We start from the raw sequence: 24,229 nt of genomic DNA on the forward strand, positions 1-24,229 counted from the left end.
ACCGGATGAAAAGAATAATTATATGCACTGCAGTTATTGCAGTTGTGGGAGCCGCTTTTCTTATACCTGAGAAAACCATACCACTGGTAGCGGAAAACCTGGGTTTTGCAACAGCGCAACTAAAAATACAGAGTCAGGAAGCGGAAAAAAATCCGCTTTCCTTTCCTCGTACGATCAATGCAAAAGGAGAGATGATCGGAACCAATATGTATGACTGGACATCGGGGTTTTTTCCAGGAAATCTATGGTATGCCTATGAGTTTACCCGGGAGGAAAGCATAAAAAAAGCAGCCATCAGGTGGACTGAGCGGTTGGAGCCTTTGCAATATTTTACCAGGCACCATGATCTGGGATTTATGATGTATTGCAGTTATGGCAATGCCTATCGATTAACAGGTGATGAAAAATATAAGGCGATCCTGGTTCAATCAGCAAAGTCATTGGCTACGAGATTTAATCCGAAAGTAAAAAGTATTAAATCATGGGAGGGCTTTCGTTCCTGGTCGGATCAAAAGCGGTATAATTTTCCGGTTATCATTGATAATCTGATGAATCTGGAATTATTGTTTTTTGCAACCAAAGTGACAGGTGATGCAAATTATCGGGATATCGCTCTGCAACATGCAGAAACAAGTTTGAAGTATCATATTCGACCTGATTTCAGCTCCTATCATGTTGTTTGTTATGATACTGCTACAGGTGGTGTGACAGGGCAGGAGACGGGACAGGGATATTCAAATAATTCTACCTGGAGTCGCGGACAGGCCTGGGGGATATATGGATTCTTGACTGTTTATCGTGAAACAAAGGATATGCGCTATCTGCAGGTTGCGGAGAAGATGGCGGATTGGGTATTGGAGCCAGGCAGGTTACCAGCTGATTTTGTTCCATATTGGGATTACAATGCTTATCAGGAGGGGTTTCAGCCTGGAATACATTCCAATGCATTTCTTTATCGGGGCATGCCAAGGGATGCTTCTGCGGCAGCTATCATGGCATCGGGCCTGCTTGAATTATCGACCTATAGCACGAAAGGAAAAAAATACCGGGATGCTGCTGAGAAAATGCTGCAATCGCTTTCTGGAAAAGCATATCAGGCGGATGCCGGAACCAATGGACATTTTATTCTTAAACATTCTGTTGGAAGTATTCCGCATGGAGTTGAGTTGGATGTGCCGCTGGTATATGCTGATTATTATTATCTTGAAGCCTTGCTGCGTCTGGATAAGTTAAGCAGGGGTGGCTCACTATTTTAAAACGAATGCTATGACAGCCAGAAGGAAATTTTTACAATCCGCCTCCCTGATTGGCCTGGGTTGGTTATTGCCAGGGAAAACAACAGCAACTGAAAATCCGGCAGTAGTAACGGCTGTGGATGATCGGAAAAATTGGTATGAGTTGTTGTATAAATTGGCGAAACCGGTGCTGGAGCCCATGAGTCGGGATCAGTTAAAGGCAGATATGGACGTTGAATACAGTCCGGCATGGGATGGTCGCGATAAAGGGGTAGCATATATGGAGGCATTCGGCCGCCTCATAGCCGGATTAGCACCCTGGCTGGCCCTTCCGGCAGATGGTACAGAAGAAGGTAAGAAGCGTACGGAATTATTGGGCTATCTGTTAAAAGCACACACACATGCTGTCAACCCCAAGTCAAAAGATTACCTGACCTGGCATAAGGAAGGCCAACCGTTGGTGGATGCGGCCTATATCGCACATAGCTTTTTACGCGCTCCTAAGCAGACCTGGGAGCCACTGGATGCGGTTACACGTCAACATTATATTGAGCATTTCAAATCACTTCGGCGGGTGAAAACTCCGTATAATAACTGGCTATTATTTGCAGCAATGGTGGAAACTTTTTTATTTTCCATCGGAGAAGCATATGATCCGTTTCGGATAGATCTTGCCTTGCGGAAGCATGAGGAATGGTATGCCGGGGATGGCTGGTTTAAAGATGGGGAGGTATTTCATTTTGATTATTATAATGGTTATGTGATACATCCAATGTTGCTGGACATTCTGCAGGTGATGAAGGTGCAGGGGAAACAAATGGAAGAGCAATATGCACTTGAATTACGTCGAATGCAGCGTTATGCGGAGTTTCTGGAAAGGTTGATTTCACCAGAAGGTAGTTTCCCGGCATTTGGCCGATCCGTCACCTATCGGCTGGGTGCTTTTCAGCCTTTATCGCAGTTGGCATTGATGGATCAGTTACCGGAAGGTATTTCGCGGGGACAGGTAAGGGCATCCCTATCTGCTGTTATGAACCGCATGTTTTCTATTGATGGGAACTTTAATAAGCAGGGGTATCTTAGGTTGGGATTTGCCGGCCATCAGCCGGATCTGGCAGATTATTATTCCAATTCCGGTAGCATGTATCTGACATCACTGGGCTTTTTGCAGTTGGGATTACCGGTTAATCATTCATTTTGGACTTCTCCAGCGGAGGATTGGACTTCGAAAAAGGCCTGGACGGGTAAGGCATTTAAAAAAGATTATGCAGTAGGATATTAGAAGATGGGGGAGGGGATCCTCACCTCCGGTGCACCACCAATTCTCCCTCAATCAAGAGGTTCTGCGGAGCGGGTCGCTGGTCTTCGGGAGATTCGAGCAATTGCATAAGAATTTCAGCCGATTTCATTCCCTGTTTTTTGGGGTATTGTTCAATGGAGGCCATTGGCGGACTCTCCAGATAATTGGTAATAGGAAGATTCGCATAACTTATAAAAAAGATATCCTTATTGTTTTTGATCTTTTTGGTTTTGCAGTACTGAATGGCATCCAGCGCAACATAATCATTGATCGCCAATACTGCTGTGGGAGGTTGTTTCAGGCTTAGCAGACTTTCCATGGCTTCTGCAGTACCTTCTCTGGTTAAATCGCAATAGGCTACCAGTGTGAGATCAATTTTTAATCTTTTCTTCTGCATCACTTCCATATAGGTATCGGTACGCTCCTTGGAAGATTTCATTTCTTTAGGGCCATTTATAATGCCAATTCTTCGGTGCCCTTTTTCCATCAGGTAGGTGATTGCCTGATGGGTTCCCTGGGGCATATTAAATGCAACCTTATTATATTCATTGGAAGCGGGCACCCGATCAAAGAATACAACAGGGATTCCATATTTTTCAAGGGCAGTAAAATGATCGAGATTTTTGGTGTGTTTTGACAGTGAAACAATGATGCCATCCACCCGTTGATTCTTCATTGCTGTCAGGATTTCTTTTTCCCTGTCCACATTATCCTGAGACTGCCCTATTAACACATTGTATTTGTGCTGCATGGCAATTTCTTCGATTCCGCTGATAGCGCCGGCAAAAAAATCCTCAATCAAATAAGGGAGAATAACGCCAATGGTAAAGGTTTTGCGTTGTTTAAAGAAGATCGCGGTTTGGTTGGGTTCATATCCCAGTTCTTTAGCAAGTTCCTGAACCCGGGTTTTGGTCCGAAGTCCGATACTTGGGTGATCATGCAAAGCCCTTGAAACGGTTGAAACGGAAATTTTCAACTGTTTGGCAATTTCCTTAATCGTAGGCACTTTATTCATTGTCATGCAGTCGGTTCAGAAACTAAAAATAACCATAATTAAACTAAACTATCTCTGTCAATTATTGTATTATTGCCTGAGGTTATATGTTCTCTGATAACAGCATTAAATCTTAGCTGTCTTTCTTATGAGAGAACGATTTTTTGTTCATTTTCGCAGGATTGAAATTTCTGTTGTTATTGCACAGAAACCGCAAATGCAAATCCCCACTTCACGATACCCAAAGGCCGTCCTTAAAATAAAATCAGTGCTTATCTTTCGTCCTTAATTAATCAATATATGAAAAATCTAATCTGGATTCTTGCAGGTGTAATCATTCTAATGGCATGTAACAATAGTGTGACAGAAGAAAAGGCAAATACCACTGCATTGGTGGATAGTATACAAATTGCGGATAACCAATATTGTTATGAAAATGCAGGTGGCGGTGATTCTATCCGATTGCAGATTGATCAGGTTGGGATGGATGTATCAGGTGAATTATTGTATGCTATTCGTGGTAAAGATCGAAATGAGGGGACGGTTCAGGGAGAATGGCTGGGGGATACACTTTTAGTTGATTATCTTTTTCAATCGGAGGGAAGTTTGTCATCCCGGCAGGTGGTGTTTTTGAAAAAAGACAGCTTACTAATTGAGGGATATGGTGCAAGTGAAGAAAAGGATGGTAAGTTGAAGTTCATTAATCGCGCCGAACTAAAATTTGGTACAGGCATTCAGCTGAAACAGTCCGATTGCCAACAGGGTGGCGCAGGAGCAGGTGAAGCTGTTTCTGCCGCATCATCTGGAGCTGCATCTTCTCCGGTATCAGGCAAAGGAGAAGACCAGGGCAGTGAGGTGCTTTTTATGTTTCGTTGGGAGTTGAAAGAATTGAACGGAAATCCTATTGAAATAGATAAGCGGGCGCAGTTTTTTCTGTTATTCACACCGGGTCAGGTGGGTCGGGTATCAGGTAAAGGAGGTTGTAACCGCCTAACCGGCACATTTGAATTGGTGGGAGAAAGAGGCATGAAATTCGGTGCTATCGCCAGTACCAAAATGGCATGTCCGGAAATGGAGCAGGAAACAACATTCCTGAAAGCCCTTGCGGATGCGAATCAATGGAAAATTATTGACAACCAGTTATTCCTGTCAAAAGATGACTCCAATCTTGCAGTTTTTCAATCTGTAACTGTTAAATAAAATGAGAATAGTAGTCTTGGTAGGTGTTGCATTTATATTGCATGTTTCACAATTAAATGCTCAATCACTTCAACCTGGTTTTGATAAGCTGGAATATGAAGAGTTAATCAAGGTGTCGGCACGTACGGCTAAAGCCGGCCTGTATGCGGATACCTTCCCTCCAACGGAACGATTTCGGATGGTTTATGAATCGCCGGTAATGGGATTGGAAAATTTGTGGGATTTATGGACCGACGATAAAGGCCAGGCAGTAATAAGTATAAGAGGAACAACACCGGATATGAATAGCTGGCTGGCCAATATCTATGCCGCGATGGTACCCGCCATAGGAAAATTGGAATTGGAGGAGGATTATACTTTTGAGTATCAGCTTGCTTCTCATCCACAAGCGGCAGTTCATGTAGGCTGGTTATTATCAACCGGTTATCTGGTTCGGGATATCCTTCCGAAATTGGATTCTACATATAAAGCCGGTACAAAAAATATACTGATAATGGGGCATAGTCAGGGGGGAGGTATTGCATTTTTAATGACTGCCTATTTATACAGCCTTCAAAAATCGGGAAAATTGCCAGGCGATATCCGATTTAAAACTTATTGCAGCGCCGGGCCAAAACCGGGCAATCTCTATTTTGCCTATGCATATGAAGCAATGACTTATGGTGGCTGGGCCTTTAATGTGGTGAATGCTGCAGATTGGGTTCCGGAAGTACCGCTTTCCATTCAGACAGTTACAGACTTTAATGTGACCAATCCATTTACAAATGCAAAAGCAGCTATACGGAAACAGAAATTTCCAAATAAACTGGTTTTAAAATATGTGTACAACCGATTAAGTAAACCCAGTATACGGGCACAACGGAATTACCAGAAATATCTTGGAAAACACACATCAAAAATGGTGGGTAAAAAATTGAATGGATTTCAGGCGCCAACCTATTACAATTCCAATCATTATGTTCGGACCGGAGCTACCATAGTTTTACAACCGGATTCGGAATACCGCTCGCGCTGGCAGGATAGTGAAACCAATGTATTTGTGCATCATGTGCATGCGCCCTACCTATTCCTGCTTAAACGGCTCCCCTGAACCATTCACCCGTCGGGTTTACCCGACGGGTGAATGGACGAAATGTGTAACTTTGCACCTTATTTGAGGTTATGAGTACAATAGAAGCACCCCAGGCAGTGGCACCGAGCCTGACACCGAAAGATTTTGCAACTGACCAGGAAGTTCGCTGGTGTCCGGGGTGTGGGGATTATTCCATACTTGCACAGGTTCAGAAAATTATGCCTGGATTGGGAGTTCCCAGGGAGAATATTGTAATCATCTCGGGAATTGGCTGCAGCAGCCGTTTTCCATATTATATGAATACCTATGGCATGCATTCCATTCACGGAAGAGCAACGGCGATTGCCAGTGGGTTAAAGGCCACAAGACCCGAACTGAGTGTTTGGATCGTAACAGGCGACGGTGATGGTCTTAGTATTGGTGGTAATCATACCATTCATTTATTACGGAGAAATTTTGACGTCAATATACTGCTCTTCAATAATCAGATTTATGGCCTAACAAAAGGCCAGTATTCTCCTACATCGGAAGAGCAAAAAGTAACTAAAAGTACGCCATTTGGATCCATTGATCATCCATTCAATCCATTAGCGCTGGCAATGGGCGCGGATGCCAGTTTTATTGCAAGAAGTATGGATCGAGATCCGAAGCACTTACAGGAAATGCTGATCCGGAGCCATGCCCATAAAGGAGCTTCCTTCCTGGAGATCTATCAGAACTGCAATATTTTTAATGATGGAGCATTCGAGATCTTCACAGAGAAATCGAGCAAACCGGAACAGGCTTTATTTCTGGAACAGGGAAAGCCATTATTATTTGGAACAAATAAAGACAAAGGTATACGGCTGGATGGATTAAAGCCGGTATTGACCGATCTCAACAATGGATTCACTGCCGACGATTGCTGGATCCACGATGAGCGGGATTTTTATAAAGCACAAATTCTGGTACGATTATTTGATGATCCCAGAATTGAAGGGCATATGCCGCGACCTTTTGGTGTTTTCTTTGAACAGGACCGAGCCTGTTATGAAGATATCATGGCTATGCAAATTGAAGAGGCTATTTCGCTTAAAGGTAAGGGTGATCTTGATCGCCTGTTACGTGGATCAGAGGTTTGGACGATTCAATAATTTCACCAATTTTTTCTGTATAAAAAAGCCAGCGATGGACATCGCCGGCCTGTGCTTACCTCTGAAACCACAAAAAGAAAGAGGTTATATATGGGTTTTCAATAATAAATTGATTGAGACAACAAAATTCTCACACACAAATTGAGTAAGGGGTAATTGATCAGATGGCTTTGTCAGGATAAGGTCAAGGAGGAGTTCAGGAAAGGTAGTAAGCTTTCGACGGGATTGGATAAATACAATGGGTAAAGAAACCCTAAAAACTGGTTAAAATTAAAGCCAGAACCAATACGATGCAAGATTTACCCGGAAAAACTTATTATTTTTTTCATTTTGGCACACTAGCAGATTTTTGAGCACAGGTTATCAACATTTATACTGTCTGAACTTTCTTCTTAACTTAGTTTATGCTAATCCACGTGCATCCGGAGAATCCGCAGCCAAGAGCAATCCGGACCATAATTGAAACCCTTCGTGAAGGAGGAATTATCATATATCCAACAGATACCATATATGGAATTGGATGCGATATCTTTCAACCCAAAGCTATCGAACGTATTTGCCGCATTAAGCAGGTAGTACCGGAGAAAGCACAGCTTTCCTTTATTTGCTATGATTTGAGTGATTTGAGTCAATATACCAAGTCCATTTCAACACCCTTATACCGCTTGTTGAAAAGCTATTTACCTGGTCCATATACCTTTATCCTGCCTGCCAGTAAGGAAGTCCCCAAAATCTTAAAAAGTAAAAAGGATACGATCGGCTTACGGGTACCGGATAACCTGATTGCCCGCACAATTGTGCGTGAATTGGGCCATCCGATACTAAGTGCCACCCTGCCGGGAGAAATGGTGGAAGAATACACCGATCCTGAAATGATGCAGGAAAATTTTGGAAAATTGGTAAACATGGTAGTAGATGGAGGGATCGGAGGATGGACGCCATCCACCATTGTGGATTGTACAAAGGAGCCACCAGAGCTGATTCGCCAGGGATTGGGGGAATGGGAAACAGAAGAATAATTAAAATAAAGTGTTTGCTGAAGGATTGATCTGGAAACTTTTCCGGTGAAATTCGCAAAGCCCATATTGCAGGATGGCATCCCGGTGGATTTTGGTTCCATAGCCTTTATTTTTTTCCCATCCATAATGCGGATAAGCTGAATGGAGCTGGTGCATATGGTCATCGCGATAGGTCTTTGCCAGAATACTGGCGGCTGCGATGGATGCATACAGGGCATCACCCTGAACAATACAACGGTGAGGAATACCCGAAAACGGCCGAAATCGGTTACCATCTATCAATAGCAATCCTGGCCTTGCCTTCAGTTGATCAATTGCCTGATGCATGGCTTTCCAGGTAGCCTGGAGAATATTGATGCGATCAATTTCAGCTTCCTCTACCTTTGCCACAGCCCATGCAAGGGCTTGTTTTTCAATAACATCTCTGAGTTCGTAGCGTTGTTTTTCCTTTACCTGTTTGGAGTCGTTCAGCAAGGGATGATAAAAACCGTCTGGTAAAATCACCGCAGCGGCAAATACCGGTCCGGCATAACAACCCCTTCCGGCTTCATCTATTCCGGCTTCAATAAATTCTGACTGATAACAGGCTTTGAGTGGCATGGCTTGGTCAAAAATAGAAAGAATCTTTTGTCGTAGATTTATTGGTTTACTAAAACTCCGAAATATGTCAGTCAGCGAAATACAACAGCAGTTCCCGGCTTTTGAAAAGGAATTGGTACAAGATATCGAATCAAACAGTGAGATCCGCTCTTTTACTGCAGGAGAACAATTAATGCGGACCGGTCAGTATTTTAAAAGTACTATGTTAATTGTAGAGGGACTGGTAAAAGTATACAGGGAGGACGATCAGGGAAATGAGTTTTTTATGTATTACCTGCAACCCGGACAAGCATGTGCACTTAGTATGGTTTGTGCGGTGAAGCAGGAAACCAGCCAGATTATGGCCAAAGCTGTAAAGGATACCGAGGTGATCAGCATCCCATTATCCTATATGGATGAATGGATGAGCAAGTATAAATCATGGTATCATTTTGTGCTGGAAACTTATCGCTCCCGTTTTGAAGAGTTGCTGGAAACCATCGATCATATTGCCTTTCAGGCGATGGATGAACGCCTTGAATTTTACCTCAAAAAACACGTTCAAACATTAGGTTCCAAAACCATCCCGCTCAGCCACCAGGAAATTGCTGATGAGTTGAATTCTAGCAGGGAAGTTATCTCCCGGTTGTTAAAGAAAATGGAACAAATGGGCAAGGTGAAGCTGCAAAGAAACTCCATTGAGGTAATAAAACTCAATTGATGTACTAATGTGACAAAAGTCATAGACCAGTGGGGGATTTAGTTACAAATTTGTATCTGAAACAAATGAAAAACAGAAAAATGAAAATAGAACAAATTTATACCGGATGTCTCGCTCAGGGAGCCTATTATATTGAAAGTGAAGGGGAAGCCGTAGTGATTGATCCGCTACGTGAAGTGGAGCCTTATATTCAGCGAGCCGCCGAGGATGGTGCGAAAATAAAATATGTTTTTGAAACCCATTTTCATGCTGATTTTGTAAGCGGACATATTGACCTGGCTCGCAAAAGTGGAGGAACTATTATTTATGGTCCGAATGCGAACCCAAGTTTTGATGCTTACATCGCAAAAGATGGTGAGGAATTCAAAGTGGGTAAACTCATTTTTAAAGTGATTCATACGCCCGGACATACCATGGAAAGCACCTGTTATTTGCTGAAAGATGCAACAGGAAAACATGTGGGATTGTTTTCCGGAGATACGCTCTTCATTGGTGATGTAGGCAGACCGGATCTGGCACAGAAAGCGGCGGATATGACGCAGGAAGAATTAGCAGCAACACTGTTTGATTCCCTGAGAAATAAAATTATGCCGCTGGCGGATGATATCATTGTTTATCCGGCGCATGGTGCCGGAAGTGCCTGCGGGAAAAACATGAGTAAGGAAACTACCGATACACTGGGTAATCAGAAGAAAACGAATTATGCACTAAGGGCAACCATGACAAAAGAGGAATTTGTGAAGGAAGTGACCAATGGACTTCTGCCACCACCCGCTTATTTCCCCTTAAATGTTATGATGAATAAAGAAGGATATGACAGCATTGATGAAGTACTGGAGCGCGGGCAACATGCTTTGTCACCGGTAGCGTTTGAAGTGGCTGCCAATGAAACAGGTGCCCTGATATTAGATACCCGCGATCCGCAGGTATTTGCAAAAGGCTTTGTACCCAATTCCATTAATATTGGTATCGATGGCAATTTTGCCCCCTGGGTAGGTGCCCTGATTCCCGATGTTAAACAGCAGCTCCTGCTGGTGGCTGAACCGGATCGGGTGGAAGAAGTAGTAACAAGACTGGCACGGGTTGGATACGATTATACCATTGGCTTTTTGGAGGGCGGATTTGAAGCATGGAAAAAAGCAGGAAAAGAAATTGATACCATTCAATCTGTAACTGCGGAGGAATTTGCCGCAAAAGCAGCTAAAGAAAACATACATGTGCTTGATGTTCGGAAAAACAGCGAGTACCTGAGTGAACATGTTCAGAATGCAGAGAATGCACCACTTGATTTTGTGAATGAAAGTATGTTGAAAGTGGATAAGAATAAAACCTATTATGTTCATTGCGCAGGCGGTTATCGTTCCATGATTTTCAATTCTATTTTAAGAGCACGCGGGTATGATAATCTGATCGATGTAAATGGAGGATTTAAAGCAATAAAGGATACCGGGAAAGTAGAAGTTACGGATTATGTATGCCCGAGTACGTTGATTTAAAAGTAAAAAGTAAAAAGTAAAAAGTAAAAAGTGAAAAGTAAAAAGTGAAAGGTGAAAAAGAAAATCTATGATTAATATTTTGAAATCGATGTTTGGAAAGACAGGGGATTTCCAGGCTTTACGTGAAGCAGGAGCTATTGTACTGGATGTTAGGACTCCCGAGGAGTTTGAATCGGGACATATTTCCGGATCAATCAATATCCCGCTGGACCAGCTGAGCAGACAGCTGGCAGGTTTGAAGAAGGATGGGAAAGCAGTAATTGCTGTTTGCCGATCTGGAAACAGAAGTGCAATGGCCGTTGCACAAATGAAAGCAGCAGGTATCGAAGCATATAATGGAGGGGCGTGGGAAAGTTTGAGAAGCAAGGTGTGAGGTGAAAAGTGAAAAGAAAAACATAAGAAAATGGAAAGAGTAGTAAAGGGCTGGAGTTTTATGCGTTGGTTACGGTTGAGTATGGGAATTTATGCACTGGTGGCTGCCGTGATTCAACAGGAATGGATACTTGGTATTGCCGGTATATTCCTTACAGGAATGGCCTTACTGAATATAGGTTGTTGTGCTGGTGGTACCTGTACACCGATGCCTCGCAGAAATAAAACTGAAAAGGAAACCGGCGGAACTATTCAGTTTGAAGAAATTAAATCGGAAAAATAACATTCATGAGCAGTTTTCAGAACCTGATAAATTCAGATAAACCTGTGTTGGTTGATTTCTTTGCAGAATGGTGCGGTCCGTGTAAAATGATGACCCCCATTCTGAAAGAGGTGAAAAATAAGTTGGGTGATTCTGTCACTATTATAAAGGTGGATGTTGACAAGAATCCGGATGCCGCTCGCCAATTTAATGTACAGGGAGTACCAACACTAATCGTTTTTAAGAAAGGCGAGGTTAAATGGCGCCAGAGCGGTGTTGTGCAATCCCGGCAATTAGAACAGGTACTGAATAGCGCGATTTACTAATGAATGCTGAAAAATTTTAGATCAACCGATCTTAACCCAAATACAATTTAAAGTTATGCTTGAATGGTTAAAGCAACCATGGCCATGGTATGTAGCAGGGCCATTGATAGGATTAACGGTACCTACCTTACTGATTTTAGGAAATAAAAGTTTTGGTATATCCTCTTCCCTGAGGCATGTATGTGCTGCCTGTATACCCGGGAAGATTCCTTTTTTTCAGTATGATTGGAAGAAGGAATTATGGAATATGTTTTTTGTGGTCGGTATTTTATTGGGGGGTGTTTTGGCAGCCTGGCTATTGTCGAACCCGGAACCGGTAATAGTGCATCCTAATCTTGCTGCAGAGTTGGCAGGATATGGGATAACCGACTATTATGGGTTGGTACCAACTGAAGTATTTAACTGGCCAGCATTGTTGACTCCACGTGGTTTTATTATGATGGTGGTTGGTGGATTCATGGTCGGATTTGGAACCCGCTATGCTGGTGGATGTACATCGGGGCATGCCATAATGGGAATTAGCAACCTGCAGATGCCTTCGGTTATTGCTACCTGTTGTTTTATGATCGGGGGATTTATTATGGCCAACCTTATTCTTCCATTTATTTTATCACTTTAAGATTTTAGCAAAATGTCAACAAGCAATACGTTTGTTCAACCACAGGATTCCGGGATACCAAATACAGACTTTGAGGTACGGTCACTTGATACCATGTGTGTTAGCGATACTAAAGTGACTGAACCCTGGTATAGTAATCTTAAATACCTCGTTATTGGAATATTATTTGGGATTGTATTTGTAAAAGCTGAGATCATTAGCTGGTACAGGATTCAGGAAATGTTCCGTTTACAAAGCTTCCATATGTATGGCGTCATTGGATCCGCTGTACTAGTTGGGATGCTTTCAGTTTTCCTGATCAAGAAGTTCAATATCAAAACCATTTATGGTGAAAAGATTGAATTTCATGATAAAAAATTCAACAAGGGTCAAATATATGGTGGCTTACTCTTCGGACTGGGATGGGCCATAACAGGTGCCTGTCCGGGTCCTTTGTTTGCACAGATCGGGACTGGTGCTACAGTTATTATAATAACCCTTCTTTCCGCAATTGCAGGAACCTGGGTGTATGGAAAGTTTAGGGATAAACTACCACATTAATTTATTCTGAACGATAAAAAAGAGGCTGACGAAAATCAGCCTCTTTTTTTATTCACTTATCCATCCAATAAGGAAGTGATTTTTATACTTAAATACCGTGTTTTCACCTGTAATTATGTAAATCTCTATGCTTATATTTTGATTAAGTAATTTAAGTATTAATCAGTAGGTAATGGCAAAGAGAGAATTACAGACATTAGTAGCGGAACAAAAGATTCTAAATAGAATTTACGCTGTGAGGGGCCAAAAGATTATGTTGGATGAAGACCTTGCAGCTATGTATAATGTCGAAACAAAACGTCTGAATGAACAGGTAAAGCGCAATCTAAAACGATTTCCAAAAGATTTCATGTTTACACTTACTAAAAAGGAGTTTGACAACTTGAAGTCGCAAAGTGCGACTTCAAGTTGGGGTGGAAGAAGAACTCTGCCATACGCATTTACAGAACAGGGAGTAGCAATGTTGTCAAGTATATTGAACAGTGATGTTGCTATAGAAGTAAATATTAAAATCATTCGGGTATTCACAAAGCTTAGAGAACATGCACTTACTCAGAAGGAAATCTTATTACAATTATCGAAACTCGAGAAAGAAGTAAAGGGTAATAGTAAAGACATTGAAAATATATTTATTGTCATTAAGGAGCTTCTGGAGAAGGAAAAGAAGCCCTCACCTCGAAATAAAATAGGATTTAAGCAATATGAATAAACATAGTTTCTGATGTCATTACAAAACCTGAAACCCAAATGCATACGGATCATCTTCAGGGTCAATCGAAATGGTATTATAACCATAGATTCTGGCCCATCCTTCAATACCTGGACGGATAGCGGGTTTTCCGGCAATAGTTGTTTCATCTTCGATAGTGCCGATAAAGGTGGAACCGATGATACTCTCATGAACAAATCGATCTCCTTTTTTTAATAAACCCTTTGTATACCATTGAGCCATTCTGGCTGAAGTGCCGGTGCCGCAAGGGCTTCGATCTATGGCTTTATCGCCATAAAATACAGCATTACGAGCAGTAGAAGAAGGGTCCAGCACAGCACCTGCCCATAGAATATGCGAACACCCGTTGATAGTTGGATCATCGGGATGTACAAAGGAATATTTTTCGTTGATGCGTTTTCTTAACTCGCGTGCCCAGGCAATTAATTTATCTGCAGAATAGTGTTCCAATCCGGCAAAGTTTTTCTGCACATCTACTATTGCATAAAAATTACCACCATAGGAAACATCAATTACCAGTTCTCCCAACTCCGGGCAATCAACGGTTAATTCGGTTGAAGCCAGATATGCAGCTACATTGGTGAGTTTAACGGAGCGTACTTTATTTCCTTCCTGTTTGTATTCAATTTGTACCAAACCGGCGGGAGCCTCCATCCGAATGCGGCCTGGAATTTTTGGCACAATCAACCCTTCTTCCACTGCAATGGTGATGGTTCCTATGGTTCCATGTCCGCACATGGGAAGGCAGCCACTGGTTTCAATGAATAAAACCGCGACATCATTGGCCGGATCATGGGGCGGATATAAAATAGATCCACTCATCATATCATGCCCCCTGGGTTCAAACATCAGGCCTTTTCTGATCCAGTCATAGTCTTTCAGAAAATGCTGGCGTTTTTCGCTCATGGTTCTGCCGATCAATACCGGTCCGCCGCCTGCTACCAACCGAACCGGATTTCCACAAGTATGGGCATCAATACAGAAAAAAGTCTTCTTCATAAAATATCCTTGGTTCCCGAAAATAAGGGTAGTTCCGCAAGAATCATCAGCCCGGTTAATTTCCGTAAAGTGAAAGCTAAATGAGGATTATCTTTCACAGGCTATTTCAAGTATGTTTGATTTAAACAGGCCCATTTAACAATATGAACCATTCCTTTCGGATACTTATCGCTACCGGCATACTAATCGGACTAATCTTTCCGGCATCTCTGCAGGCACAGCTTAAAACTAATCAGGAAGTTTCCTTACAGGCGTCTGAACTTACGAATACCATCTTGCGATACAAGGCAGACAAAGGAATCCTTGACCGTTTTTATTTTCTGGAAACTTCTCCTGAACGGATTGAACGGATGAAAATACTGAATACAGATTACCTCAATGTGATTAAACAGTTTAAATACGATCAGCTCAGTATGGATGGGATGGTAGATTATGTATTGTTCAAAAGAACCATTCAAAACGAATTACGGAGTCTGGAAGAAGATGCAGCAGGTTTGCCCATTGCAAAAACCTATATTCCCTTTTCGGATGCTGTATTTGGCTATGAAAAAAGGAGGCGAAGGGGGGCACAACTTCCGGCTTCAACCCTTGCAGGGGAGTGGCATCAATGGAAAGAAACTATTTCAGAACAGATAAAAAATCTGGAAGCCGATCAGCAAATTGATATTTCAACAGCTTATATTATTCAAAAAAGATTGCAGGATATAAAAGATGCCTTGAAGTCCGTTTATGATTTTTATTATGGTTATGATCCCCAGTTCAGCTGGTGGTTAGAAAAGCCTTACAGAGGTACAGACAGCTTGTTGAACCAATATAGTAATGCAGTTATGGTTCGTGCCAGAAAAAATTCCTCCGGAGCGGATGATGGAAGTGGAATAATTGGACGACCAATTGGTGCTGCTGAACTGAAACGCCAATTAGAACAGGAATACATTCCCTATACAGCCGATGAATTAATTCAGATAGCAGAAAAGGAATTCGCCTGGTGTGATAAGGAGCTTCTGAAAGCTACTCGTGAAATGGGATTTGGTACCGATTGGAAAGCGGCCTTGGAAAAGGTCAAGAATACCTTTGTACCGGAAGGAAAACAACCGGAAATGATTCTTGATCTGTTTAATCAGAGTATTGAATTTATAAAGAAACATCAGTTGGTAACCATCCCACCTATTGCAGAAGAAAGCTGGCGGATGAATATGATGTCACCGGAGCGCCAATTGGTTAATCCCTTCTTTCTTGGTGGAGAAAGTATTATAATTTCCTATCCAACCAATACCATGGCAGAGCCTGATAAGCTGATGAGTATGCGGGGGAATAATCCACATTTTTCAAGAGCTACTGTACATCATGAGCTGATTGCCGGACATCATTTACAGATGTACCAGAATCAGCGGTACAAAACCTATCGGAATTTTTATACGCCGTTTTGGATGGAGGGATGGGCACTCTATTGGGAAATGATTCTCTGGGATATGAATTTCCCGCGCGGACCTGAAGACAAAATCGGCATGTTATTCTGGCGCATGCATCGTTGCGCGAGGATCATTTTTTCGCTGAATTATCATCTTGAAAAGTGGACACCCCAGCAATGCATCGATTTCCTGGTTGACCGCGTTGGACATGAACGAGCCAATGCGGAAGGAGAGGTAAGGCGATCTTTTCAGGGTAATTATGGACCACTTTACCAACTTGCATATATGATTGGAGGATTGCAGTTTTATGCACTTAAAAAGGAACTGGTGGATGTTGGAAAAATGAATTACCGGCAATTCCATGATAAAATTTTACAACAACACCAGATGCCGGTTGAAATGATTCGGCACATTTTAACGAATACTTCACCCAAAAAGGATTTCAGTACCAATTGGCGATTTTATCCAAAATAACCCTGCTTTATAATCAGTTAAAATCGGTAAATTTTTCATTAATTGGTGGATAGCAGTTCGGGTTATCAGAGGCTAATTTTGAAACATATCTTTTCTATAAAAAAAATATTATGGCAAGCATTAACTGGAACGGTGTTTACCCTGCATTACTCACCCCCTTTAACAAACAGGAAGAAATTGATTTTGATCTTTATAAAATAAACCTGGAAGCACAGTTGGAAGCTGGTGTGGATGGTATTATTATTGGTGGATCCCTTGGAGAAACCAGCACGCTTTTAAGTGAAGAAAAAAGAGATTTATTATTATACTCAAAAGAAGGTCTTCCCGCTCATGTTCCTGTACTGGTGAATATTGCTGAACAAAGTACGAAAATTGCAGTTACTCTGGCCCAGGAAGCGGAGAAAAATGGAGCAGACGGACTAATGGTTTTGCCTCCCATGCGATATAAAGCAGATGATCGCGAAACCGTTGAGTTTTTTAAAACCATTGCAAAGAATACGTCCCTTCCAATTTTACTATACAATAATCCGGTAGATTACAAAATAGAAATAACACTGGAAATGTTTGAGGAAATGGCCGGCATAGACAATATTCAGGCGGTTAAAGAATCCACCCGCAATACGATGAATGTAACACGGATGCTTAACCGATTTGGAGAGCGTTATAAAATACTGACAGGTGTGGACCCGATTGCACTGGAAAGCCTGTTGCTGGGCGCACATGGATGGGTTGCCGGACTGGTGGATGCTTTTCCAAGAGAAACAGTGGCAATCTTCCGTTTGGCCAAAGCTGGCCGAATTGAAGAAGCAGTTGCCATTAACCGTTGGTTTTTACCGCTCTGCGAATTGGATATTCATCCAAAATTAGTGCAGTACATCAAGCTTGCAGCCAAGGCAACCGGAATCGGTTCCGAATATGTTCGGGCTCCCAGGTTGGTGCTGGAAGGTGCGGAAAGGGCAGCTATACAAAAGGTAATCGACGATGCATTGGCGATTCGTCCGGACTTACCTGATTATCTCAACTTACAAACCATATCAAATGCTCAGTGGGCTTAGTGTAATCGGTCATCTGTGCGGCAAGGTACAGGAGTCAAAACTTTTTGCTTTCAGTCCGGTTAAGGGTGAAATGCTTGTTGAAGGTTTTTCAATAGCAAGTGAAGATGAAATAGAAAAGGCAATCCATCTTGCACATTTGGCGGCACCTGCTTATACTGATATCCCGGCAGAAAGAAGAGCAGGATTTCTGGATAAAATTGCAGAGGAAATTCTGGAAATTGGTCCAGTACTAATTGATAGAGCGCATCTGGAAACCGGATTACCGGAAGCCAGACTAACTGGGGAGAGAGATCGTACCGTTAATCAGCTTAGACTCTTTGCATCAGTTCTACGTGAAGGAAGTTGGGTGGAAGCTGTGATTGATACCGCTTTACCTGATCGAAAGCCATTGCCACGAACGGATTTAAGGAAAATGCAGTTGGCAATTGGGCCTGTGGCTGTTTTTGCAGCCAGTAATTTTCCTTTTGCTTTTTCAACTGCCGGTGGTGATACTGCTGCAGCCCTGGCTGCTGGTTGTCCGGTTATTATAAAAGCACACGGTTCTCATCCCGGCACTAATGAATTGGTGGCTCAGGCGATTCAGCGGGCCTCTATTTTATGCGGAATGCCGGAGGGTGTATTTTCTTCTCTTATTGGTGAAGGAGCCATTCTTGGCCAGCAACTTGCCAGGGATGCACGAATTAAAGCCATAGGATTTACCGGTTCCTATAAAGCTGGCATGTCATTGTTTCATACTGCCGCAAATGAACGTAGAGAACCAATCCCGGTTTATGCAGAAATGAGCAGTATAAATCCTGTTTTAGTATTGCCTTCAGCAGTGAAATCGAACACTGTTGCATTGGCAACCCAGCTAGCTGGATCCATTACATTGGGTGTTGGTCAGTTTTGTACCAATCCGGGTATCCTGTTTGTGCTGGAGGATGAAAACACAACTACTTTGACGCAGGCGCTGATAGATTCATTAAAAGCATCAGCATCAGGCATCATGCTCAATAAATCCATTTGTCAAAGTTATTATGACAATAAATCAAAGCTAAAATCATTGCCAGGTGTAATTACTTTAACGGAAGGCGAGGATGCATCCGAAGCCTTTAAAGGAGCTCCTGCACTTTTCAAAGTAAACGCGGCAGATTTTATTAAGGAACCTGCTCTGCAGGAGGAGGTTTTCGGTCCTGCCTCACTGTTCGTAAGCTGTAGTTCGGTTGAAGAACTGTTGATTGCGTTAAATGTTCTACACGGACAATTAACCGGGTCTGTTTTTGGTGAAGCTGCTGATCTGAATGAATATAAAGCTGCTATTGCTCTGTTGCAAGCCAGAGTTGGCAGACTGATCTTTAATCAGGTGCCAACCGGGGTTGAAGTTTGCCACGCAATGGTTCATGGCGGACCTTTCCCTGCAACTACTGATGCGCGTTCCACTTCTGTAGGAGCAGAATCCATTCGTCGTTTTCTTCGGCCGGTTTGCTGGCAGAATTGTCCGGCAGAATTGCTTCCAGCGGCGCTACAAAACGATAATCCGCTCAACATCATGCGCAAAATAAACGGCAACTATACAAGAGATGCTGTAATCGAATAATTTTATGAAAGCAGTTGTTATTGGCGGAGGTATAATTGGATTATGTAGTGCATGGTACCTAAATCAGACTGGGTGGGATGTAATTATAACCGATAAAACAGATTTATCAGATAGTTGTTCCTATGGTAATCTGGGTATGATTGTTCCAAGCCATTTTGTGCCTCTTGCTGCGCCTGGAATTGTTGGACAGGGTATTCGTTGGATGTTCAATTCCAAAAGCCCTTTTTATGTAAAACCGGAACTGAGCCCGAAATTGTTTTCATGGGGGTTGCGCTTTATCCGGAGTGCTAATGCAAGGCATGTTGCGGAATCAGCAAAGCCATTACTTGAAATGAATCTGCTGAGTAAGTTATTGTATGAGGAGTTAGCCGGGAAGTTTGATTTTTTTATGGAATCAAAGGGCATACTGATGTATTTCAAAAACGAAGCAGTAGCAGAAGAAGAATTTCATCTGGCAGAAAAAGCCCGGGCAATGGGGCTCGACGCTGTTTACCTGAATAAAGAATCCGTCCAATTATTGGAACCGGGAATTCAATTGGATGTATTGGGTGCTGTTCATTATAAATCTGATGCGCATTTATATCCCAATGCATTAATGAAAGGACTGATTCAGCAATTAAAAGCGAAAGGTGTTCAATTTCTGAAGAATCATGCATTGCAAACAATCAATCGCAAGAAAAACAGGATAACAGAAATTATTGCAGGGGGTAAAAGTTTGCAGGCTGATCTATTTGTAATGGCAAGTGGTTCCTGGTTACCGGAAACATTGAAATTAGCCGGACTCAATATCCCAATTATGCCAGGCAAGGGCTATTCTTTCACGATTGAACAACCGGTACAAAAGCTCCAGATACCGGCAATACTATGTGAGGCAAGGGTTGCCATTACGCCCATGAATAATAAGATGCGCTATGGAGGAACGATGGAATTGGGAACTGTGCAAAACAAGGTCAATCTGAATCGTGTCAGAGGTATTGTTGAATCCGTACCCAACTATTTTCCAGATCTGAAGCTCGATATGCCGAATGAAAAGGATATCTGGTATGGTTTTCGGCCCTGTTCACCGGATGGATTACCCTATATTGGATTTTCTTCATCTGTAGATAATCTGTTGGTTGCCGGCGGGCATGCTATGATGGGACTCAGTTTAGGCCCGGCTACCGGAAAATTGATTGCGGAACTGGCCAATGGTAATTCAACATCGGTTAACCTGACTGCGTTTGATCCGAATCGTTTTTCCTGATCAGATAATACATTGGAATTCCCAGGAGCGTAATGATTAAGCCCGGCCAGGTATAAGCTGGTTTGAAAACGATCAGTAAGCCGCAAAAACTTAGACCCATCAGGATATAGATAATTGGAAGAACCGGATAGCCAAAAGCTTTATAAGGACGATGGGCATCCGGTCTTTTTTTGCGTAGAATGAAGATACCGGCAATCGTCAGCATATAGAAACCTACAACAACAAAGGAAATCATATCCAATAATTGTCCATATTGTCCACTTAAACTCCAGGCACAGGCAAACAGGCATTGAAACCAAAGTGCATAGGCAGGTACGTTATTATCATTTAGTTCTCCAGCTTTTTTAAAGAAAAGTTTGTCCTGTGCCATAGTGTAATAAACTCTGGCACCGGCAAGAATCAGCCCATTATTACATCCGAAAGTGCTGATCATGATCATGATGGCAATAATTATAGTACCGGAACTGCCAAAAATTACCTGGGCGGCGGTAACCCCAACCCGATCTTTTTCTGCAGCTGCGATTGCATCCAGGGGAAGCACTGACATATAAACCAGATTGGTGCATACATAAATGATTGTAACAATAAGGGTCCCGAGGAAAAGACTCAGTCCTATGTTTCGTTGGGGATTCTTAATTTCGCCCGCAATAAATGTTACGTTATTCCAGGAATCGCTGCTGAAGATCGAACCTACCATAGCAGCGGCTACAGCACCAAGTGCTGCGATTGTGGTATAGGTTTCTACTGAAGACCCTGGTACCAGTTTCTGTAAAGTCCAGGCGGATTTCCAGTTGCTGTTCCAACTATCTGCATTGAATGCAAGCATCCCAAACAGGATCAATCCGAATAAGCTAAGTAGTTTGGTAAGCGTAAACGTAGTCTGGATCAGTTTGCCACTTTTAATACCTCTGGTATTGATATAGGTTAGCAAAATAATCACACAGATGGAAAGTAGCTGTGCGGGTGAAATACGAAGTCCGCCTATGGTTGTCACAACAGCATCCGTGCTGAGCGCGGGAAATAAATATGCGGTGAATTTAGCGAAAGCAACGCCTACTGCTGCAATGGTGGCTGTTTGAATAACAGCGAAAAAACTCCAGCCGTATAAAAAACCAATAAGTGGATTGTATGCTTCTTTTAAATAAACATATTGTCCACCTGCTTTGGGAAACATACCACTCAATTCGCCATAACTCAGGGCTGCGGTTATAGTCATGAAACCGGTTATCAGCCAGATGGTTATCAGCCAGCCGGCACTCCCAACATTTCTGGTGATATCAGCGCTAACAATAAAGATACCGGAGCCAATCATTGAACCAGCCACCACCATGGTGGCATCTAATAAACGAAGGGTCGGTTTAAAACTGGTTGAACTCATATGCAGCGGGTTTTACACGAAATGGAAATTAAGGAATCCTGCATCAAACGGTGCAGGCGGGTTAAAATCAGACCAGCTTCCGCTAAATGCTGTAAAATCATACCTGTACAGTCCCGTTAAGTTTGGTATTGGCTAAATCTGACTGGTATGTACAAAAAAATAATCCTTCTGGTAGTAATAATTAGTGCAGCAAATTTTTCCCTTCGGTCTCAAACGCGGGGCAACTTACATGAACCAACAAGAGAGGAGATGCTGCTACGGTATAAAAAAGCAGCCAGACTCGATAGTGCTGTTAGAACAAGTGTTTATTATCAATATGTGCAGCCTGTTTGGTTCGAAAAAGGCAATCGGTTCTGGTATCAGCGTATACATCCTGATAGCACAATGGAGTACCTGGAAGTTAATCCGGAAAAGGGGGTAAAAAAAATTGCCTTTGATCATTCCCGGTTAGCTGTAGGTTTATCTGCAGTAACTAAAAAAACGATACAAGCCAATCGACTTGAAATTACTATTAATCGGGTTGATGGGGAAAGGAAACAAATGGAATTCAGTCATGATCATAAAAGATGGGAGCTTGATCTAATCAGTTATGTAATCCGGCCGGTGAATTCCAATGATCGGAATTTTCGTTGGACGAATGGCGAAAATGGCTGGACCAAGCGAAGCAGGTGGATGAACTTTTCGACAGATGCTGTTTCGCCAGATAAAAAATGGTAAGCGGAAGTAATCAACCATAATCTTCAATTAAAATCCTTAACAGGGGCAACGGAAATACAGCTTACATCTGATGGAACGGAATATGCAAAATATGGCTCCATGGCATGGTCTCCCGACGGAAGTTATTTGATTTTCTACAGAATACTGCCCTACGAAGATTCTGTGATTCATTATTTAAAAATGGCCGGGGACGCAAGTACCCGGGGAGGGCATTTTTCGATTCCTTACAAACAACCAGGCGATCCTTTTACCAGTTATGAAATGATGGTATATAAAATTGGCGAAAAGGAACCCGGAAAAATTAATATTCCAATAATTGATTTTTTTGGCGCACCCTATCTCCATTTTAATAAAACGCAGTCAGGGAAATTTTTATTTGAACGGGTTGATCGGGGGCACCAGCGTTTTCGTATTCTTGAAGCTGATATTCATACCGGAGAAATCAGGACGGTATATGATGAGCAGACAAACAGTTTTATTTATGAATCACGCATATTTACAGACTATCTGCCAGAAACCAATGAAATTATTCTGAGTTCTGAAAAAGATGGCTGGCGGCACCTTTATCTGCTGGATATAGTAAGTGGTAAAATTAAAAACCAGATAAGTTCCGGGAGTTGGATAGTAAAAGAGATTGATAGTATTGACTATAAGAAAAGGGAAATCTGGTTTCGTGGGGCTGGGATGAAGGAGCTCGAGAATCCATATTATGTGCATCATTATAGGATTGGATTTGACGGAAGAAATTTAGTTGAATTGAATCCGGAGACTGGGCATCATCAGGTAAGTTATTCAGCGGATGGAAAGTATTTTCTGGATAGTTATTCAGAAGTAAACAAAGCACCGATAATAACCGTTCGATCAGGTGCAACCGGGAAAAAGCTGATGACAGTTGAAACACCCGATACAAGTCGTTTAAAAGCACTGCAAATTCCAACTGCAGTGCCTTTCAAAGCAAAAGGCAGGGATGGTAAAACAGATATATGGGGAGTGGTATGCTGGCCGGTGGATATGGATTCAATGAAACAATATCCGGTGATTGAGCATATTTATGCTGGTCCGCAGGATGCATTTGTTCCGAAATCTTACCTGCCTTACAGTGAAATGCAGAGTATGGCAGCACTTGGCTTTATAGTAGTGCAAATTGATGGAATGGGAACAGCAAATCGGTCCAAAGCGTTTCATGATGTATGCTGGAAGAACCTTGCGGATGGAGGCTTTCCTGACCGGATCAGGTGGATTAAAGCGCTAGCAGAAACATATCCCTGGGTGGATACCACAAGAGTTGGATTATATGGCACATCAGCGGGCGGACAAAATGCACTGGGCGGGTTACTTTTTCATCCATCCTTTTATAAAGCTGCTGTTTCAGCTTGTGGTTGCCATGATAACAGGATTGATAAACAATGGTGGAATGAGCAATGGATGGGCTATCCGGTTGGACAACACTATGAAGCTCAATCTAATATAACGCATGCAAATAAACTCAGCGGAAATTTACTGCTGATTGTTGGGGATGAGGACAACAATGTTCCACCGGAATCAACTTATCGGGTGGCTGATGCACTCATAAAAAGTGGTAAACATTTCGAATTGCTGAGTATACCGGGAATGGGCCATAGTGATGGAGGTCCTTATGGCAGAATCCGAAAGCGTGATTTCTTCGTGAAAAGTCTTTTTCGAATAGTACCTCCAGATCGGAATAAGTAATAAGCTGCTAATATCTGGTAACAATTAAATAAAATGTGTGAATCGGTAGAGAATTCATGGTTTTACATTT

24 protein-coding genes are annotated in these 24,229 nt (G+C 42.3%); 20 read left to right on the forward strand and 4 right to left on the reverse strand.

Features of this window, described 5'->3' with window-relative positions:
• Positions 1-5: 5 nt before the first annotated feature.
• On the forward strand, positions 6-1,256 hold the full coding sequence (locus tag B2746_RS21525) for a glycoside hydrolase family 88 protein (RefSeq protein ID WP_290798944.1): 1,251 nt from the start codon (positions 6-8) through the stop codon (positions 1,254-1,256).
• Positions 1,257-1,266: 10 nt separating this feature from the next.
• Entirely contained in the window at positions 1,267-2,517 is a 1,251-nt protein-coding gene (locus B2746_RS21530) for a DUF2264 domain-containing protein (RefSeq protein WP_290798947.1), read from the forward strand.
• A 19-nt stretch (positions 2,518-2,536) separates the two neighbouring features.
• Here B2746_RS21530 and B2746_RS21535 read toward each other — a convergent pair whose 3' ends face one another.
• On the reverse strand, positions 2,537-3,556 hold the full coding sequence (locus tag B2746_RS21535; RefSeq protein ID WP_290798949.1) for a LacI family DNA-binding transcriptional regulator: 1,020 nt from the start codon (positions 3,554-3,556) through the stop codon (positions 2,537-2,539).
• Between the two features lie 273 nt (positions 3,557-3,829).
• Between B2746_RS21535 and B2746_RS21540 the strand changes: the two genes are divergently transcribed.
• The 4 genes from B2746_RS21540 to B2746_RS21555 all read left to right on the forward strand — a co-directional run bounded on the left by B2746_RS21540 (position 3,830) and on the right by B2746_RS21555 (position 7,953).
• Positions 3,830-4,729, forward strand: a complete 900-nt coding sequence (locus B2746_RS21540) for an META domain-containing protein (protein WP_290798952.1) — start codon at positions 3,830-3,832, stop codon at positions 4,727-4,729.
• A 1-nt stretch (position 4,730) separates the two neighbouring features.
• A complete protein-coding gene (locus B2746_RS21545) occupies positions 4,731-5,819 on the forward strand; it encodes a lipase family protein (protein WP_290798955.1) in 1,089 nt (362 codons plus the stop codon).
• A gap of 71 nt (positions 5,820-5,890) precedes the next feature.
• Positions 5,891-6,934: a 2-oxoacid:ferredoxin oxidoreductase subunit beta gene (locus B2746_RS21550; protein WP_290798958.1), complete on the forward strand. Its 1,044-nt coding sequence runs from the start codon at positions 5,891-5,893 to the stop codon at positions 6,932-6,934.
• A gap of 404 nt (positions 6,935-7,338) precedes the next feature.
• Entirely contained in the window at positions 7,339-7,953 is a 615-nt protein-coding gene (locus B2746_RS21555) for an L-threonylcarbamoyladenylate synthase (protein WP_290798961.1), read from the forward strand.
• Here the strand turns inward: B2746_RS21555 and B2746_RS21560 are convergent, their stop codons facing one another.
• Entirely contained in the window at positions 7,954-8,553 is a 600-nt protein-coding gene (locus B2746_RS21560) for a ribonuclease HII (RefSeq protein ID WP_290798964.1), read from the reverse strand.
• Between the two features lie 64 nt (positions 8,554-8,617).
• On the opposite strand from B2746_RS21560, the gene B2746_RS21565 reads away from it, so the two are divergent.
• The 8 genes from B2746_RS21565 to B2746_RS21600 all read left to right on the forward strand — a co-directional run bounded on the left by B2746_RS21565 (position 8,618) and on the right by B2746_RS21600 (position 13,577).
• Positions 8,618-9,253 carry a Crp/Fnr family transcriptional regulator gene (locus tag B2746_RS21565; protein ID WP_290798967.1) on the forward strand — a complete coding sequence of 212 codons (636 nt, stop codon included), beginning with the start codon at positions 8,618-8,620 and terminating at the stop codon, positions 9,251-9,253.
• 80 nt (positions 9,254-9,333) lie between these two features.
• Entirely contained in the window at positions 9,334-10,749 is a 1,416-nt protein-coding gene (locus B2746_RS21570) for an MBL fold metallo-hydrolase (protein WP_290798970.1), read from the forward strand.
• A gap of 67 nt (positions 10,750-10,816) precedes the next feature.
• Positions 10,817-11,122: a rhodanese-like domain-containing protein gene (locus B2746_RS21575; protein ID WP_290798973.1), complete on the forward strand. Its 306-nt coding sequence runs from the start codon at positions 10,817-10,819 to the stop codon at positions 11,120-11,122.
• Positions 11,123-11,152: 30 nt separating this feature from the next.
• Complete coding sequence (locus tag B2746_RS21580) at positions 11,153-11,404, forward strand: hypothetical protein (protein WP_290798976.1); 252 nt, start codon at positions 11,153-11,155, stop codon at positions 11,402-11,404.
• 5 nt (positions 11,405-11,409) lie between these two features.
• Entirely contained in the window at positions 11,410-11,709 is a 300-nt protein-coding gene (trxA, locus tag B2746_RS21585) for a thioredoxin (RefSeq protein ID WP_290798979.1), read from the forward strand.
• Positions 11,710-11,764: 55 nt separating this feature from the next.
• On the forward strand, positions 11,765-12,328 hold the full coding sequence (locus B2746_RS21590; protein ID WP_349680622.1) for a YeeE/YedE family protein: 564 nt from the start codon (positions 11,765-11,767) through the stop codon (positions 12,326-12,328).
• Between the two features lie 12 nt (positions 12,329-12,340).
• Positions 12,341-12,868 carry a DUF6691 family protein gene (locus tag B2746_RS21595; RefSeq protein WP_290798982.1) on the forward strand — a complete coding sequence of 176 codons (528 nt, stop codon included), beginning with the start codon at positions 12,341-12,343 and terminating at the stop codon, positions 12,866-12,868.
• A gap of 172 nt (positions 12,869-13,040) precedes the next feature.
• Positions 13,041-13,577 (forward strand): ORF6N domain-containing protein, encoded by a 537-nt coding sequence (locus B2746_RS21600; RefSeq protein ID WP_290798985.1) that lies wholly within the window; start codon positions 13,041-13,043, stop codon positions 13,575-13,577.
• A gap of 18 nt (positions 13,578-13,595) precedes the next feature.
• On the opposite strand, the gene B2746_RS21605 is transcribed toward B2746_RS21600, so the two are convergent.
• Positions 13,596-14,597: a 4-hydroxyproline epimerase gene (locus B2746_RS21605; RefSeq protein ID WP_290798988.1), complete on the reverse strand. Its 1,002-nt coding sequence runs from the start codon at positions 14,595-14,597 to the stop codon at positions 13,596-13,598.
• Positions 14,598-14,740: 143 nt separating this feature from the next.
• Here B2746_RS21605 and B2746_RS21610 point away from each other — a divergent pair, with 143 nt between their 5' ends.
• The 4 genes from B2746_RS21610 (at position 14,741) to B2746_RS21625 (ending at position 20,354) form a co-directional block, all read left to right on the forward strand.
• Positions 14,741-16,480, forward strand: coding sequence for a DUF885 family protein (locus tag B2746_RS21610; protein WP_290798992.1), 1,740 nt, complete (start codon positions 14,741-14,743; stop codon positions 16,478-16,480).
• Positions 16,481-16,590: 110 nt separating this feature from the next.
• Positions 16,591-17,535: a dihydrodipicolinate synthase family protein gene (locus B2746_RS21615; protein ID WP_290798995.1), complete on the forward strand. Its 945-nt coding sequence runs from the start codon at positions 16,591-16,593 to the stop codon at positions 17,533-17,535.
• Positions 17,519-19,111, forward strand: coding sequence for an aldehyde dehydrogenase (NADP(+)) (locus B2746_RS21620; protein WP_290798998.1), 1,593 nt, complete (start codon positions 17,519-17,521; stop codon positions 19,109-19,111). Before B2746_RS21615 ends, B2746_RS21620 begins: the two co-directional genes overlap by 17 nt.
• Positions 19,112-19,115: 4 nt before the next feature.
• The gene (locus B2746_RS21625) at positions 19,116-20,354 is read left to right on the forward strand and encodes an NAD(P)/FAD-dependent oxidoreductase (protein ID WP_290799000.1); all 1,239 of its coding nucleotides are present in this window, start codon (positions 19,116-19,118) and stop codon (positions 20,352-20,354) included.
• On the opposite strand, the gene B2746_RS21630 is transcribed toward B2746_RS21625, so the two are convergent.
• Positions 20,317-21,732: an APC family permease gene (locus B2746_RS21630; RefSeq protein ID WP_290799003.1), complete on the reverse strand. Its 1,416-nt coding sequence runs from the start codon at positions 21,730-21,732 to the stop codon at positions 20,317-20,319. The genes B2746_RS21625 and B2746_RS21630 overlap by 38 nt on opposite strands.
• 147 nt (positions 21,733-21,879) lie before the next feature.
• Between B2746_RS21630 and B2746_RS21635 the strand changes: the two genes are divergently transcribed.
• Together B2746_RS21635 and B2746_RS21640 are read left to right on the forward strand one after the other, a co-directional pair.
• Positions 21,880-22,449 (forward strand): hypothetical protein, encoded by a 570-nt coding sequence (locus B2746_RS21635; protein ID WP_290799006.1) that lies wholly within the window; start codon positions 21,880-21,882, stop codon positions 22,447-22,449.
• A gap of 9 nt (positions 22,450-22,458) precedes the next feature.
• On the forward strand, positions 22,459-24,159 hold the full coding sequence (locus B2746_RS21640; RefSeq protein WP_290799443.1) for a S9 family peptidase: 1,701 nt from the start codon (positions 22,459-22,461) through the stop codon (positions 24,157-24,159).
• Positions 24,160-24,229 lie beyond the last annotated feature (70 nt).

Origin of the sequence: Flavihumibacter sp. UBA7668 (genome assembly GCF_002483205.1) — a bacterium.
GTDB lineage: Bacteria > Bacteroidota > Bacteroidia > Chitinophagales > Chitinophagaceae > Flavihumibacter.

Excerpts from the sequence above, each read along its gene's own strand:
- B2746_RS21580 (WP_290798976.1), top strand. The coding sequence starts at position 11,153 with ATGGAAAGAGTAGTAAAGGGCTGGAGTTTTATGCGTTGGTTACGGTTG.
- B2746_RS21535 (WP_290798949.1), bottom strand. The coding sequence starts at position 3,556 with ATGACAATGAATAAAGTGCCTACGATTAAGGAAATTGCCAAACAGTTG.
- B2746_RS21600 (WP_290798985.1), top strand. The coding sequence starts at position 13,041 with ATGGCAAAGAGAGAATTACAGACATTAGTAGCGGAACAAAAGATTCTA.
- B2746_RS21630 (WP_290799003.1), bottom strand. The coding sequence starts at position 21,732 with ATGAGTTCAACCAGTTTTAAACCGACCCTTCGTTTATTAGATGCCACC.
- B2746_RS21555 (WP_290798961.1), top strand. The coding sequence starts at position 7,339 with ATGCTAATCCACGTGCATCCGGAGAATCCGCAGCCAAGAGCAATCCGG.
- B2746_RS21530 (WP_290798947.1), top strand. The coding sequence starts at position 1,267 with ATGACAGCCAGAAGGAAATTTTTACAATCCGCCTCCCTGATTGGCCTG.
- B2746_RS21570 (WP_290798970.1), top strand. The coding sequence starts at position 9,334 with ATGAAAATAGAACAAATTTATACCGGATGTCTCGCTCAGGGAGCCTAT.
- B2746_RS21590 (WP_349680622.1), top strand. The coding sequence starts at position 11,765 with ATGCTTGAATGGTTAAAGCAACCATGGCCATGGTATGTAGCAGGGCCA.
- B2746_RS21540 (WP_290798952.1), top strand. The coding sequence starts at position 3,830 with ATGAAAAATCTAATCTGGATTCTTGCAGGTGTAATCATTCTAATGGCA.
- B2746_RS21635 (WP_290799006.1), top strand. The coding sequence starts at position 21,880 with ATGTACAAAAAAATAATCCTTCTGGTAGTAATAATTAGTGCAGCAAAT.
- B2746_RS21620 (WP_290798998.1), top strand. The coding sequence starts at position 17,519 with ATGCTCAGTGGGCTTAGTGTAATCGGTCATCTGTGCGGCAAGGTACAG.
- B2746_RS21610 (WP_290798992.1), top strand. The coding sequence starts at position 14,741 with ATGAACCATTCCTTTCGGATACTTATCGCTACCGGCATACTAATCGGA.
- B2746_RS21575 (WP_290798973.1), top strand. The coding sequence starts at position 10,817 with ATGATTAATATTTTGAAATCGATGTTTGGAAAGACAGGGGATTTCCAG.
- B2746_RS21605 (WP_290798988.1), bottom strand. The coding sequence starts at position 14,597 with ATGAAGAAGACTTTTTTCTGTATTGATGCCCATACTTGTGGAAATCCG.
- B2746_RS21565 (WP_290798967.1), top strand. The coding sequence starts at position 8,618 with ATGTCAGTCAGCGAAATACAACAGCAGTTCCCGGCTTTTGAAAAGGAA.
- B2746_RS21550 (WP_290798958.1), top strand. The coding sequence starts at position 5,891 with ATGAGTACAATAGAAGCACCCCAGGCAGTGGCACCGAGCCTGACACCG.
- B2746_RS21615 (WP_290798995.1), top strand. The coding sequence starts at position 16,591 with ATGGCAAGCATTAACTGGAACGGTGTTTACCCTGCATTACTCACCCCC.
- trxA (WP_290798979.1), top strand. The coding sequence starts at position 11,410 with ATGAGCAGTTTTCAGAACCTGATAAATTCAGATAAACCTGTGTTGGTT.
- B2746_RS21560 (WP_290798964.1), bottom strand. The coding sequence starts at position 8,553 with ATGCCACTCAAAGCCTGTTATCAGTCAGAATTTATTGAAGCCGGAATA.
- B2746_RS21545 (WP_290798955.1), top strand. The coding sequence starts at position 4,731 with ATGAGAATAGTAGTCTTGGTAGGTGTTGCATTTATATTGCATGTTTCA.
- B2746_RS21625 (WP_290799000.1), top strand. The coding sequence starts at position 19,116 with ATGAAAGCAGTTGTTATTGGCGGAGGTATAATTGGATTATGTAGTGCA.
- B2746_RS21595 (WP_290798982.1), top strand. The coding sequence starts at position 12,341 with ATGTCAACAAGCAATACGTTTGTTCAACCACAGGATTCCGGGATACCA.
- B2746_RS21525 (WP_290798944.1), top strand. The coding sequence starts at position 6 with ATGAAAAGAATAATTATATGCACTGCAGTTATTGCAGTTGTGGGAGCC.